The following is a 12,384-nucleotide window of genomic DNA, read 5'->3' on the forward strand; positions in this document are numbered from 1 at the left end:
TTCATGCACAGGCAGCGCGCTCCAGCCAACGGCCGAGCAACGGAGCTAATTGGTCAAGAGGTTGATAACCGTTGGTCAGTAACGCCAACTGACCGTTGCGCTCGGCGAGCAACGTCGGAAAACCGGCGATGCCCAGATCCTGTACCCAGGTGAAATCCGCTGCCGTGGCCGCGCGCTGTTCAATACTGTCGAACGCTTCAGCAAATTCGATTCGGGGCAAACCGGCCTGTTCCGCCAGCTCCACCAGAACCGAGGCGCGGGTCACATCGCGGCCTTCGACGTAGAACGCCTGCTGAATCAATTTGACCAGCGTCCAGGCGCTCTCCGGATCGAGGTCTCGCGCCGCGACCAGTGCGCGGCAAGCCGGCTCGGTGTCGTAGACAAAACCGTCCGGCAGCGCGCCCTCAAAACGAAATGGCTGACCGGTGGTGTTCGCCACCGCTTGCCAGTGTTCGAGGATATAACGCTTCGTGGTGGGTTCCAGCGCGGCACCGCTGCCCGTGCGCAACCCACCCGCTACCAGATGCAATGCAACGCCCGCCGCTTTCGCCTGCTGCACCAGAGCCTCGGCCACCGGAGCAAAGCCCCAGCACCATGAGCACATGGGGTCCATCACGTAGAGCAGGCGGGCTTGCATGTCTCAGGCCTCTGTTGGCAGTCGGTAGTTGCGACCAATCGGGTGCGGTTGATTGCGTGCCTTGGCCAATTCGATCTGCTTTTGCCGATCAATGGCGCTGCGGCGGGTCTTCTCGCTTAATTTATCCCAGCAGTGCGGGCAACTGATACCCGGTGCGTAGTGTTCGCTGGCACGGTCCTCAACGCTGATCGGGGTCCGACAGGCGTGGCACTGATCGTAATCGCCTTCGCTCAAGTCGTGGCGCACGGTGACGCGGTTGTCAAAAACGAAGCAGTCACCACGCCATAAGCTGTCTTGCTGCGGTACTTGCTCAAGGTATTTGAGGATGCCGCCCTTGAGATGATAGACCTCATCGAAGCCCTGACCGAGCATGTAGCTCGAGGCTTTTTCGCAGCGAATGCCACCCGTGCAAAACATGGCGACTTTCTTGTGCTTGGCTGGGTCGAAGTGGGCTTTGATGTAGTCCGGAAACTCGCGAAAACTGGTGGTTTTCGGATCGATGGCGCCTTCGAAGGTGCCAATCGAGACTTCGTAATCATTGCGGGTGTCGATCAGCAGGACTTCCGGATCGCTGATCAGCGCGTTCCAGTTTTCCGGATCGACGTAGGTGCCGACACTCTTGTTCGGGTCGACGCCTTCGACGCCCAAGGTGACGATTTCTTTCTTGAGTTTGACCTTGGTGCGATAGAACGGCTGATCATCGCAGTACGATTCTTTGTGATCGATATCGATCATGCGTGGATCGTTTTTCAACCAGGCCATCAAGCCGTCGATGCCTTCGCGGGTACCGGAAACGGTGCCGTTGATGCCTTCTTCAGCGATAAGCAGGGTGCCTTTGATGCCGTTATCGACCATCGCCTGCAACAGCGGCTCGCGCAGGGCGACGTAATCGGTGAGGGTGACGAATTTATACAAAGCCGCCACGACAATCTTTTGATTCATGCTGCGTCTCCAGGTGGGTGCTCTCGCAAAGAGCCGACCCGATGCAAAAAAAACGCGCCGGCTAATGCGGCGCGTTGTGGATTCTAACAAAACTGCAGAGGCATGGCTTGTTTCAGGTCATCGCGTGCGACCCGATTGGACCCGAGTCTGATACTGTCCGTCGGAGCCTTCTGTCAAACAACCTATAACCATCTGAAATAGAACATCATTTGTAGGAGGTGACTTGTCTGCGAACAAGCCCGGCACGGGCTTCCGGCGGGTTTGGGTTTGACCCTGCAGCCATGATCTGGATCGAGCGGCAGCAGGTAAACCGCGCCGAATGGTCTTCGCAGCGGGACGCGTAGTGACAAGTCAGCTCCCACGCCGGGCAGAAGCGCGACAGCAACGATCTGTCAGTGTTTGCTACCACCGGCGCAGGTCGGTGAATCTGGGGCCGCGCCGGTTTTCGCCCATTCTTCAGGCGTGTAGGTGTGCAGCGCCAGAGCGTGGAACTCGCTCATCAAATCACCCAGCGTGGCGTAAACCTTCTGGTGACGCTTGACTGCATTCAACCCGGCGAACTGATCACTGACCAGTACCGCCTTGAAGTGGGTCTGCAGACCACGGCTGTGCATGTGGCTTTCATCAAGCACTTGCAGATGCTGCGGCTGCAAGGCGGCCAAAGCCGCCTCGATTCGCTGTTGCATGGTCATGTCTGCCTTCATTTACGCCAACTGCGCTTATGGCTTTTTGGCCGGAGCAGCAGGAGCAACGGCTTTTGCCGGTTCCAGTTCTGCGGTCATGTCAGCCAGCAATTTGTTGACGACAGGCACTGCGCTTTCCAGTTTGCCCTGGGTCAATTGAGCCGACTGCTGAGTCAGTTCAGGCATCTTGGTCAGCACTTTCTTGCCCAATGGGGACTGATAGAACGCGACCAGATCCTTCAACTCGCTTTCGGTGAAGTTGGCGGTGTAGAGCTTGACCATGTCTGGCTTGAGCTTGTCCCAGCCGATAGCGCGGTCCAGGGCTGCGTTGGCTTTGGCCTGATAGGTCTCAAGCAGGGCTTTTTTCGACTCAGGGGCTTTGGTTTCGGCAAAGCGCTGCTGGAACATTTGCTGCACTTGCATGTAAACCGGTGTGCCCAGTTTGTCGGCATGAGCCAGCTTCAGGAATGTTTCAGCACTGGCGTTGTGGCTGGCGGTGTCGGCAAAAACCTGGCCGCTGGCGCATACCAGAGCAACCGCGGTACAGATGGCACGAAGACGGGTCATCGAGTTTCCTTATCATCTAGCAGGCGAGGCAGAACCCCAAGACCGGTCATTCTGCGCCCATGTCTGCTTACGGCTCAACCCCCGACTGGCGAGCGGTTAAAAACGGAGCTTAGGGAACCCAACCCGGTTAACTGAGCCTAAACTTCGCAATCAGACCTTAAGGAGTGAGCCCGATGAGCCGTATCGAGACCGACAGCATTGGCCAGATAGACGTACCTGACGATGCTTACTGGGGGGCACAGACTCAACGCTCACTGATCAATTTCGCGATTGGCAACGAGCGTATGCCGCTGGCCGTGTTGCACGCGCTGGCGCTGATCAAGAAAGCCGCCGCGCGGGTCAACAACCGCAACGGCGACCTGCCTGTCGACATCGCGCGCTTGATCGAACAATCGGCTGACGAGGTACTCAGCGGTCAGTTGGACGAGCAATTCCCCCTGGTGGTCTGGCAGACCGGCAGCGGCACCCAGAGCAATATGAATGTCAACGAGGTGATCGCCGGCCGCGCTAACGAGCTGGCCGGCAAAGGGCGCGGCGGCAAGGCGCCGGTGCACCCCAACGACCATGTGAACCGCTCCCAGAGCTCCAACGATTGTTTCCCGACGGCGATGCACATTGCGGCGGCGCAGGCGGTTCAAGAGCATCTGCTACCCGCGATTGCCGAGTTGTCTGGCGGGCTCGCCGAACAATCGGCGCGACACATGAAGCTGGTCAAAACCGGGCGCACCCACCTGATGGATGCCACACCGATCACCTTCGGCCAGGAGCTCTCGGCGTATGTCGCACAGCTCGATTACGCCACACGGGCAATTCGCAATGCATTGCCTGCCGTGTGTGAACTGGCTCAAGGCGGCACCGCTGTCGGTACTGGCCTGAACTCGCCACACGGGTTCGCCGAAGCGATTGCCGCCGAACTGGCTGCCCTTTCCGGTCTGCCGTTTGTTACTGCGCCGAACAAATTTGCCGCGCTGGCCGGTCATGAGCCGCTGACCACGTTATCGGGCGCTCTGAAAACCCTGGCCGTGACCCTGATGAAAATCGCCAATGACCTGCGCCTGTTAAGTTCTGGACCCCGTGCCGGGCTGGCCGAAGTGAGGCTCCCGGCCAATGAACCCGGCAGTTCGATCATGCCCGGCAAGGTCAACCCGACTCAGTGCGAGGCATTGTCGATGCTGGCCTGTCAGGTGCTGGGCAATGACGTAGCCATCGGCTTCGCGGCCAGTCAGGGCCATCTACAATTGAACGTGTTCAAGCCGGTGATCATCCACAACCTGCTGCAATCGATTCGTCTGCTGGGTGATGGTTGCAGCAATTTCCAACAGCATTGCGTTGCCGGCATGGAACCAGATGCCACGAAAATGGCGGAACACCTGGAGCGCGGTTTGATGCTGGTAACAGCACTGAACCCCCATATCGGCTACGACAAATCGGCGCAGATCGCCAAGAAAGCCTACAGCGAGGGACTGACCTTGCGCGAAGCGGCCCTGGCATTGGGTTATCTGACCGAAGAACAGTTCGACGCCTGGGTGCGTCCGGAAAACATGCTGGAGGCAGGCAGCAATGGGTGATCCGAAAAGCGGCGCCACCCCACTGGAAGGGGACGGCAAACGCATCCTGATGATTTTTGGTACGCCGAAAACCATCAGCCTCTGCCACGCATTGGGCGAAGCATATGCCCGAGGCGCACGCAGCGAGGGGCATGTGGTGCGGATGCTCAAATTGGGTGAGTTGGAGTTCGATCCGGTGCTGCGTTATGGCTATGAACAGAGCCAAACCCTGGAGCCAGATCTGCTGGAGGCTCAACGACAGATTCATTGGGCCCAACACGTGGTGTTTGTTTACCCCATCTGGTGGGGTGGCCTGCCAGCGTTGCTCAGCGGTTTTTTCGACCGGGTATTTTTACCCGGATTTGCGTTCAAGGCCCATGGTCGCAAACACCCTTCGAACGAGCTGCTCAGGGGGCGCACCTCCGAGATATTGGTGACCATGGACACCCCGCCGCGCTACTTTCGCTGGGTCTATGGCGCCCCGGCGCACCGGCAGTTGGTGCGTACGATTCTGGATTTTTGCGGGATCAAAAACCAACGCTTGAAAGAGTTCGGCCCGGTGCACAGCTCGTCTGAAGAGCAACGACAGAAGTGGTTGCGAGAAGCTGAACAGTTGGGCCGGGTTTAGGAGGCGGCTTTTTCGGGAAGCCTTCACGAAAGGACCAACACGCCCCACCTGATACCGATCAAACCCCGGCTATCCGTGCCCGCCGTGCCCGCAAGCCCGCCATCAACGACGGACCGAGGGCCGTGAGGGCTGAGCCGAGCACCACCAACACCGCACCGCTGTAGCCCAACCCATTGATGTCTTCGGCCTGGACATAATCAGGCCATAACCAGGCGGCGGTCGCCACGGAAGCAAAGGTCACCAACGGCGTAATCGCCAACGTCGCACTCACCCGAGACGCTTCCCAATGGGCCAGCGCTTCGGCGAAAGCACCGTACGCCACCAGCGTGTTCAGGCAGCAGGCCAGCAATAACCAACCTTGCAACGGACTCAGCTGTAACGCCTCCATCGGATGCGCCCACGGCGTCACCAACAGTGCGCAGAACAGGTAAATCACCATCATCACTTGCAGTGAGTTCCACACCGTCAACAATTGCTTCTGGCTCAAGCCATAAAACGCCCAGACAGCCGACGCCAGCAGCACCGTGAGAATCCCGGCCGTGTAGTCGCCCAACGAGGTCAGCAACTCGATCAGCCGCTGGTTGAAGAACAGGCCAAAGCCGATCAGCAGGACCAGTAAGCCTACCCCCTGCCCCAGACTGAAACGCTCCTTGAACAGGAAAATACTGCTGATCAGCAGCAGGACCGGCCCCATCTGGATCACCAGCTGTGTGGTGCCGGGACTGAGCATTTTAAGGCCGATCAAATACAGCACGTAGTTGCCCACCAACCCGCACACCGCAAGCGCCACGAGCCCTTTGCCCTTTCGCCCCAGCACGTTGAAACTTGGCAGGCGCCCCACCGATGCCAGCCAGATAAACAGCAGCGAGCCGGAAACCAGTAGCCGAAACCAGGTCACCGTGACCGGATCCATCACTTGCAATACTTGCTTGAGCTTGACCGGCAGGATGCCCCACAGCACCGCGGTCACCAACGCCAGTGACAGGCCGTACAACCAGCGTCCAGAAGAGACATGCATCGCAGATAATCCTATAAACGAGCCGTGAAAAGGCAGTACAGCAGAGCCGCTATTCTAGACGCGGTTTGGCCTGCGACACAGGGACAGTTGCGCGCAGAGATTTCCGGAAAGTGTGTTAATTGATGGCCGCCGGCCACTTATCCGATGTATTCCTGCCCGCTATTGGCAAGATTTAAACTAGGCTTTGTCCGCCACCACAGCTGTCCACTACGTCCAATCCCAGGAAACGACCATGTTCGGAAAGCGCGCACAAGATCCAAACCCGACCGTCCACTACCGCTGTGATCGTGTTTCTCTGGTCAATGGGCAGTACTTTTTCAGCACCCGGGAAAACACCCTGGAAGGCCCATTCCCAAGCCGCACCGATGCGGAGCGTGAAACCGATGCCTATATCCAGCGAATGCAGCGGATCAAGGCAGAGCAACAGTCCTCACTGAACGGCTGATGCTCAAAGATGGTTGCGCTGATAGGTGTCCTCGCCCATCGCTGCAATTTGCCCGTCGATCAGGGCCTCGAAAGGCCGCAATAGCGCGTCGAACGGTTTTGGCGCCTCCAACGTCTGCAATGCCTGGACAATGGCTTCTACTGTCGACAACGCACCCGGCCCCGGAGCTTTACGCAGTCGATAGCGTGAAGGCACGGTTTGCGCCAGGGTCACCCGGGGCAAGGCCGCCAGCAGTGGATTGAGGTGCAGTAACTTGCGCGCCTTGCGCCAGGTGCCGTCCGGTACGACCAACAACATCGACATACTTCCCGTCTTACCGCCTTCGCTCCGGTAAGCCTCCAACGGCTGCGCATCGTCGGCGGGGAACAGCAGCCTTGCCTGATAACCGGGCGGGTTCAGTAGTGCAGGCAAGTCATCGAATACTTCCCCCACAATCAATTCGGCATTGTTCAGCCCAAGCGCCGCCAGCCGTGCGGTGTTCAGGGCGTGATTGACTTCGCTCGGGTGCTGCAAAATCAGCACACGGGTGCGACTGTCGAGTTGCGGGATCAGCGCGCACAGGCAATGAGTTTCAGGTCGCAGGCAGCGGGCGCATTGGGCGCGGGACATGGTGTTCTCCTCAGCTCTGATTGAGCTGTGCCTTGAGCAAGTCGCGGAAAGTCTGGATCAACGGTTCGCGACCGCGCCCACGGCGCACGATCATCGAGAACGGCGCCTGGTAGCCGAACGTCGCTGGCAACAAGACCCGCAGATGACCGGAGTCTGCCCAGGCTTGCGCGTAATGCTCCGGCAGGTAGCCAATATAGGCGCCGGACAGCACCAGAATCAGCTGTGCTTCCATACTTTCCACGGTCGCGGCGCTGTGCTTGAAACCATGCCGCGCCAGCTCGGCCTGGCTCCAATAACCACGCCCGACCATGCGCTGCTGAGTGATGACTTGCTCGGGGATGCGCCGCTCGGTAAACAATGGGTGGCGATTGCTGCAATACAGCCAGTGTTGCTCGCGGTACAACGGCTGATAGACCAGCCCACTCATGCGCGTGGAGAAGGCGCCAATGGCCAGATCGAGGCGATTGTCCTGCACGCCGAGCTGCAATTCGTAGGGACTCATCACTGACAAGTGCAGATGCACCGCCGGATACTCATGACTGTAGGCGCCAATGGCTTCGGCGAACGGCAGTGCGCGATCACTGACGGTGGAGTCGATTACCCCGAGGTTGAGCGTGCCACGCAGTTCGCCTTTGAGGCCGGCGGCGTATTGCTCGAAATCCTCCAACTCGCCGAGCAGACGCAGGGTCTCCTGATGGAACAGCTCGCCCTTGCTGGTCAAGCTGAAACCGCCCCGCCCACGATGGCACAACACCAGCCCCAAGGCCGCTTCGAGCTGACTCATGTAGGTGCTGATGGCCGAGGTCGACAGGTTGAGTTCCTGCTGAGCGCTGGCAAAACCCTGATGCCGCACCACGCTGACGAAGATGCGTAACAGTTTCAGGTCGGGTAACGCGTTGGCCATGAGGGTTCCGGGTGATTAGCAGGAAGACACATATCCCCCTGTAGGAGCTATGTCACAGTTTAAGCGATAGTTTAGAAATCTCTGAACTAAGTATTTTGCCTCAGCGATTCTTTCAATCCTTTGTACTTTGCAAAATCCGCCTAAATCACAACAACGATGAGGCAATCCCGTGGAAAAGATTTTTCACCAACCACTGGGCGGCAACGAAATGCCGCGCTTCGCCGGCATCGCCACCATGATGCGTCTACCCCACCTGCAATCGGCTGCTGGCCTGGATGCGGCCTTTGTTGGCGTCCCGCTGGACATTGGCACGTCACTACGCCCTGGCACCCGTTTCGGGCCGCGTGAGATTCGCGCCGAGTCGGTCATGATTCGTCCGTACAACATGGCCACCGGCGCTGCGCCTTTTGATTCCCTGTCCGTGGCCGATATCGGCGACGTGGCGATCAACACCTTTAACCTGCTGGACGCTGTGCGCATCATCGAAGAGTCCTACGACAAGATTCTCGAACACGATGTCATCCCTCTGACACTGGGCGGTGACCACACCATCACCCTGCCAATCCTGCGCGCCATCCATAAAAAACACGGCAAGGTTGGCCTGGTGCACATCGACGCCCACGCTGACGTCAACGATCACATGTTTGGCGAGAAAATCGCCCATGGCACAACCTTCCGCCGCGCAGTAGAAGAAGGCCTGCTCGATTGTGATCGTGTGGTGCAAATTGGTCTGCGCGCTCAGGGTTATACCGCAGAAGACTTCAACTGGAGCCGCAAACAGGGCTTCCGTGTGGTTCAGGCCGAAGAATGCTGGCACAAATCCCTCGCCCAACTGATGACTGAAGTCCGTGAAAAAGTCGGCGGCGGTCCGGTGTACCTGAGCTTCGATATCGACGGTATCGATCCCGCGTGGGCACCCGGCACCGGCACCCCTGAAATCGGCGGCCTGACGACTATCCAGGCAATTGAAATCATCCGTGGCTGCCAGGGCCTCGACCTGATCGGTTGCGATCTGGTAGAAATCTCGCCACCTTACGACACCACCGGCAATACCTCGCTACTGGGCGCTAACTTGCTGTACGAAATGCTCTGCGTACTCCCCGGCGTTGTGCACCGCTGAGGGATGACCATGAGCGACCGCGATGATGTCCTGCAAGCCGCCGCCGACCTGGTGACGGCGTTTGTAAACAATGATCGCAGCCTATCAGGCGTTGTGGGACAGCTGGCGGCTGGAGGGATTTGAAGTACTCCGCTGCGTTTCCAGTAATGCTCACGTCATTCTGCAAGGCGACGTCGCGATTTTTATCCATGACGTTGCCACCGAGCTGCGCATGCAAGGGGAGCAAAGCCTTAGCCAAGAGCGCGAAACCATTGTGTTCCGCCGACAACACGCCACTTAAAAACAACAAGAAGGCCGCTGGCTGGCTTGCCACGAACATTTGTCCGCACTCCCTTAAGGCTGCCACCCCCTTAGCCCAATGAAATGATCGGAGCAGATCATGAATAACAACAAAAACGACCAAAGCATCAACAGCATCGAGACGTTCGGGGTTGAACAGATCCCCGATCACGCACGTACCACAACCCCCCGCGACCTGTTCCAGATGATTTTTGGTGGGTCCAATACCTTCTGGTTTGTTCACGATTCTAGTGCTGACCGTGTGCATCTATGGCTTCCGCTTCCTGCTGTGGGTCAACAAGATCGCCGTGTGGAGCGCCAGCCTGTTATTCCTGCTCGGCATCTTCGCCTTCGCCGGTCCGTTCGACATCAACTTTGCCGGCAGCGTCAGCCTCGGCAAAGAAGGCTTCTGGGCAGCCTTTATCGGCTCTGCATTGGTGGCCATGAGCAACCCGATTTCCTTTGGCGCGTTCCTCGGCGACTGGTCGCGTTACATACCCCGCGACACGTCGAAAACCAGAATAATGCTGGCCGTGATCATCGCTCAGGCTGCCACGCTGATTCCATTTCTGTTTGGCCTGGCATCGGCGACCCACGCCGCCAAGACAACAAAGCCGCTGATACCGCCACACTGCGACAAACCGTCTGATCCATCAACGCTCGCGGCGAGCCTGCCTGTGTGACCCTGCCCGCCGCGACGCCGCGTCAGATTTGCGCTTCAACATAAAAAAAATAATAGGAAACCCTCCATGGCTTTAGATATTTTCGTCGTCCTCATTTATGCCGCTGGCATGCTGGTGCTCGGCTGGTACGGCATGCGCAAAGCGAAAACCCACGAAGACTACCTGGTCGCCGGGCGTAATCTGGGCCCAACCTTATACATGGGCACCATGGCGGCCACCGTCCTCGGCGGCGCGTCCACCGTCGGCACTGTACGGCTGGGATATGTGCACGGGATTTCCGGTTTCTGGCTGTGCGCGGCCTTGGGCCTGGGGATCATCGCGCTGAACCTGTTCCTCGCCAAACCGCTGCTCAAACTGCGAATTTTCACTGTTACTCAAGTGCTGGAAAAGCGCTATAACCCGATGGCCCGTCAGGCCAGCGCGGTGATCATGCTGGTGTATGCACTGATGATCGGCGTGACCTCAATCCTCGCCATCGGCACCGTGATGCAAGTGCTGTTCGGTTTACCGTTCTGGGTATCGGTATTACTCGGCGGCGGTGTCGTGGTGGTGTACTCGGCGATTGGCGGCATGTGGTCGTTGACCCTGACCGACATCGTTCAGTTCGTGATCAAGACCGTTGGCCTGATGTTCATCCTGTTGCCGATCTGCCTGTACCGCGTTGGCGGCTGGGATCAACTGGTCGCCAAGCTGCCAGCATCGAGCTTCAGCTGGACCACCATCGGCTGGGACACCATCATCACGTACTTCCTGATCTACTTCTTCGGCATCCTGATCGGCCAGGACATCTGGCAGCGTGTGTTCACCGCACGCACTGACAAGATCGCCAAGTACGCGGGCTCCATCGCCGGGGTTTACTGCATTTTTTACGGTCTGGCCTGCGCCCTGATTGGCATGGCCGCTCATGTATTGCTGCCGGACCTGGACAACGTCAACAACGCCTTCGCCGCCATCGTTAAAGTCTCGTTGCCCGACGGTCTGCGTGGCCTGGTCATCGCCGCAGCCCTGGCCGCCATGATGTCCACCGCCAGCGCCGGTTTACTCGCAGCATCGACGACCCTGACCGAAGACCTGCTGCCACGCCTGCGCGGCGGCAAACAGTCGAGCCTGGGCATCAACCGCCTGTTTACCCTGCTCACCGGCCTTGTGGTACTCGCCATCGCGCTGGTCGTGAACGATGTTATCAGCGCCCTGACCCTGGCCTATAACCTGCTGGTAGGCGGCATGCTGATTCCATTGATCGGCGCAATCTACTGGAAGCGGGCAACCACCTCGGGGGCGATCACCAGCATGGCACTGGGCTTCCTGACCGCGCTGGCGCTCATGCTCAAGGACGGTTTCGACGCCAACACGCCGATCTACTACAGCCTGTCGGTCGGTTTGATCAGCTTCGTGGTGGTCAGCCTGTTGTCACCCCGGCCCGTGACAATGGCTAATACGGTCAAGCCCCGCGCGGCGTGAATCCGGATTACCTTGAGCGGGTGGACCGATCCGCGCGGTGCACGGCGGCCACTTCCCAAGCTTTTCAGGGCGCGCCTGCGGGAGTTGATCGACCTGTGGATGCACGAGCACGCGGCCCGGTAAATCCTTGCACCTGATACAACGCGGATTGAGCTAGCCTGATGGAGTAGTGGTCTACCCAAGCTATGGACCGCGCACGATCCCCTGGTTTCGGCAGTACCGGGTTAACTCTCTGGACATCGCAGAAACAGGGGCTTTCATGGAGCGGCCAGACATTCAGCAACGCGTCTACAACACCTTGGGTGTCATGCTGATCGATAAATCCGAGATACGCGAAAACGCAACGCTCAGAGACTTGGCGCTGGACGATTTCGAGGTAGAGGATTTACTCGATCAGCTGGAATTTGATTTCGACATCATCTTCCCGGCCCGCATCAAAGACCGAATCTACAAAGTACCGGAGCATCTGACCCTGCAAATCCTGGTCGACGTGATTTTGGTGCTAAGCACAAACGATTGAAATCAAAAGGATTTTTGCGAGAGGTTTTAACGTAATGGCCTGGTTCTGCGATTGATTTAATCAACAGCGAAACCGGGCCTTTTTAATGCCTGCAGATGAAGCACTGTGACAATGAAACCGTCGATCACTTACCGACGCGGGCGCCGCCGTTCATCATCAGTGCGGATAGGAATGGGCTGGAGTTTTGGCCGTTCGATCAGGCCCAGGGCAACTCCGAGGTCATGGAGCCATTCTTGCAATTTACTGTTCATCACGCCCCCCTTCAGGGAAATACTCAACGACTGACATCCGCTAGCCGCGTCTTATTCATCATAGTTCCGGGACCTACTTTACGCCTGCTA

The 12,384-nt window shown here is 58.2% G+C and carries 14 protein-coding genes and 2 pseudogenes; 8 read left to right on the forward strand and 8 right to left on the reverse strand.

The features are described from left to right. Position 1 precedes the first annotated feature (1 nt). The 4 genes from ACVBEG_RS19390 to ACVBEG_RS19405 form a co-directional block, all read right to left on the reverse strand. Positions 2-604 carry a DsbA family protein gene (locus tag ACVBEG_RS19390; RefSeq protein ID WP_323569024.1) on the reverse strand — a complete coding sequence of 201 codons (603 nt, stop codon included), beginning with the start codon at positions 602-604 and terminating at the stop codon, positions 2-4. Between the two features lie 36 nt (positions 605-640). Continuing rightward, a complete protein-coding gene (gene trhO / locus ACVBEG_RS19395; protein ID WP_322181025.1) occupies positions 641-1,579 on the reverse strand; it encodes an oxygen-dependent tRNA uridine(34) hydroxylase TrhO in 939 nt (312 codons plus the stop codon). Positions 1,580-1,971: 392 nt separating this feature from the next. Further along, positions 1,972-2,271 carry a BolA family protein gene (locus ACVBEG_RS19400; protein WP_322181027.1) on the reverse strand — a complete coding sequence of 100 codons (300 nt, stop codon included), beginning with the start codon at positions 2,269-2,271 and terminating at the stop codon, positions 1,972-1,974. Between the two features lie 27 nt (positions 2,272-2,298). Then, positions 2,299-2,829: a DUF2059 domain-containing protein gene (locus ACVBEG_RS19405; RefSeq protein ID WP_219063900.1), complete on the reverse strand. Its 531-nt coding sequence runs from the start codon at positions 2,827-2,829 to the stop codon at positions 2,299-2,301. 173 nt (positions 2,830-3,002) lie between these two features. Between ACVBEG_RS19405 and ACVBEG_RS19410 the strand changes: the two genes are divergently transcribed. Together ACVBEG_RS19410 and ACVBEG_RS19415 are read left to right on the forward strand one after the other, a co-directional pair. Continuing rightward, a complete protein-coding gene (locus ACVBEG_RS19410; RefSeq protein ID WP_322181030.1) occupies positions 3,003-4,397 on the forward strand; it encodes a class II fumarate hydratase in 1,395 nt (464 codons plus the stop codon). Beyond that, positions 4,390-5,004 (forward strand): NAD(P)H-dependent oxidoreductase, encoded by a 615-nt coding sequence (locus ACVBEG_RS19415; protein WP_322181032.1) that lies wholly within the window; start codon positions 4,390-4,392, stop codon positions 5,002-5,004. Before ACVBEG_RS19410 ends, ACVBEG_RS19415 begins: the two co-directional genes overlap by 8 nt. A 58-nt stretch (positions 5,005-5,062) precedes the next feature. Here the strand turns inward: ACVBEG_RS19415 and ACVBEG_RS19420 are convergent, their stop codons facing one another. Next, positions 5,063-6,022 carry a DMT family transporter gene (locus ACVBEG_RS19420; RefSeq protein ID WP_322181034.1) on the reverse strand — a complete coding sequence of 320 codons (960 nt, stop codon included), beginning with the start codon at positions 6,020-6,022 and terminating at the stop codon, positions 5,063-5,065. Positions 6,023-6,254: 232 nt separating this feature from the next. On the opposite strand from ACVBEG_RS19420, the gene ACVBEG_RS19425 reads away from it, so the two are divergent. After that, complete coding sequence (locus ACVBEG_RS19425) at positions 6,255-6,467, forward strand: DUF6316 family protein (RefSeq protein ID WP_322217502.1); 213 nt, start codon at positions 6,255-6,257, stop codon at positions 6,465-6,467. Between the two features lie 3 nt (positions 6,468-6,470). Here ACVBEG_RS19425 and ACVBEG_RS19430 read toward each other — a convergent pair whose 3' ends face one another. Both ACVBEG_RS19430 and ACVBEG_RS19435 read right to left on the reverse strand, forming a co-directional pair. Beyond that, positions 6,471-7,076, reverse strand: a complete 606-nt coding sequence (locus ACVBEG_RS19430) for a tRNA-uridine aminocarboxypropyltransferase (protein ID WP_447108221.1) — start codon at positions 7,074-7,076, stop codon at positions 6,471-6,473. Between the two features lie 10 nt (positions 7,077-7,086). Then, positions 7,087-7,980 (reverse strand): LysR family transcriptional regulator, encoded by an 894-nt coding sequence (locus ACVBEG_RS19435; protein WP_447108222.1) that lies wholly within the window; start codon positions 7,978-7,980, stop codon positions 7,087-7,089. A gap of 169 nt (positions 7,981-8,149) precedes the next feature. Here ACVBEG_RS19435 and speB point away from each other — a divergent pair, with 169 nt between their 5' ends. The 5 genes and pseudogenes from speB (at position 8,150) to ACVBEG_RS19460 (ending at position 12,043) form a co-directional block, all read left to right on the forward strand. Continuing rightward, positions 8,150-9,100 carry an agmatinase gene (gene speB / locus ACVBEG_RS19440; protein WP_322181042.1) on the forward strand — a complete coding sequence of 317 codons (951 nt, stop codon included), beginning with the start codon at positions 8,150-8,152 and terminating at the stop codon, positions 9,098-9,100. Positions 9,101-9,109: 9 nt separating this feature from the next. Continuing rightward, positions 9,110-9,454 (forward strand): annotated as a pseudogene (locus ACVBEG_RS19445) (DUF4440 domain-containing protein). A gap of 25 nt (positions 9,455-9,479) precedes the next feature. Continuing rightward, positions 9,480-9,981: pseudogene (locus tag ACVBEG_RS19450) on the forward strand (hypothetical protein); the annotation flags it as partial. Between the two features lie 147 nt (positions 9,982-10,128). After that, a complete protein-coding gene (locus ACVBEG_RS19455; protein WP_322181045.1) occupies positions 10,129-11,523 on the forward strand; it encodes a sodium:solute symporter in 1,395 nt (464 codons plus the stop codon). 259 nt (positions 11,524-11,782) lie between these two features. Continuing rightward, positions 11,783-12,043: a hypothetical protein gene (locus ACVBEG_RS19460; protein ID WP_323565871.1), complete on the forward strand. Its 261-nt coding sequence runs from the start codon at positions 11,783-11,785 to the stop codon at positions 12,041-12,043. Positions 12,044-12,171: 128 nt separating this feature from the next. Here the strand turns inward: ACVBEG_RS19460 and ACVBEG_RS19465 are convergent, their stop codons facing one another. Next, on the reverse strand, positions 12,172-12,294 hold the full coding sequence (locus tag ACVBEG_RS19465; protein WP_306823067.1) for a PA1414 family protein: 123 nt from the start codon (positions 12,292-12,294) through the stop codon (positions 12,172-12,174). Positions 12,295-12,384 lie beyond the last annotated feature (90 nt).

The sequence above is a fragment of the Pseudomonas sp. GG8 genome, from assembly GCF_052976945.1.

Coding starts and splice junctions, on each gene's coding strand:
- ACVBEG_RS19420 (WP_322181034.1), bottom strand. CDS start 6,022: ATGCATGTCTCTTCTGGACGCTGGTTGTACGGCCTGTCACTGGCGTTG.
- ACVBEG_RS19430 (WP_447108221.1), bottom strand. CDS start 7,076: ATGTCCCGCGCCCAATGCGCCCGCTGCCTGCGACCTGAAACTCATTGC.
- ACVBEG_RS19405 (WP_219063900.1), bottom strand. CDS start 2,829: ATGACCCGTCTTCGTGCCATCTGTACCGCGGTTGCTCTGGTATGCGCC.
- ACVBEG_RS19400 (WP_322181027.1), bottom strand. CDS start 2,271: ATGACCATGCAACAGCGAATCGAGGCGGCTTTGGCCGCCTTGCAGCCG.
- ACVBEG_RS19460 (WP_323565871.1), top strand. CDS start 11,783: ATGGAGCGGCCAGACATTCAGCAACGCGTCTACAACACCTTGGGTGTC.
- ACVBEG_RS19465 (WP_306823067.1), bottom strand. CDS start 12,294: ATGAACAGTAAATTGCAAGAATGGCTCCATGACCTCGGAGTTGCCCTG.
- ACVBEG_RS19435 (WP_447108222.1), bottom strand. CDS start 7,980: ATGGCCAACGCGTTACCCGACCTGAAACTGTTACGCATCTTCGTCAGC.
- ACVBEG_RS19410 (WP_322181030.1), top strand. CDS start 3,003: ATGAGCCGTATCGAGACCGACAGCATTGGCCAGATAGACGTACCTGAC.
- ACVBEG_RS19415 (WP_322181032.1), top strand. CDS start 4,390: ATGGGTGATCCGAAAAGCGGCGCCACCCCACTGGAAGGGGACGGCAAA.
- ACVBEG_RS19425 (WP_322217502.1), top strand. CDS start 6,255: ATGTTCGGAAAGCGCGCACAAGATCCAAACCCGACCGTCCACTACCGC.
- ACVBEG_RS19390 (WP_323569024.1), bottom strand. CDS start 604: ATGTGCTCATGGTGCTGGGGCTTTGCTCCGGTGGCCGAGGCTCTGGTG.
- trhO (WP_322181025.1), bottom strand. CDS start 1,579: ATGAATCAAAAGATTGTCGTGGCGGCTTTGTATAAATTCGTCACCCTC.
- ACVBEG_RS19455 (WP_322181045.1), top strand. CDS start 10,129: ATGGCTTTAGATATTTTCGTCGTCCTCATTTATGCCGCTGGCATGCTG.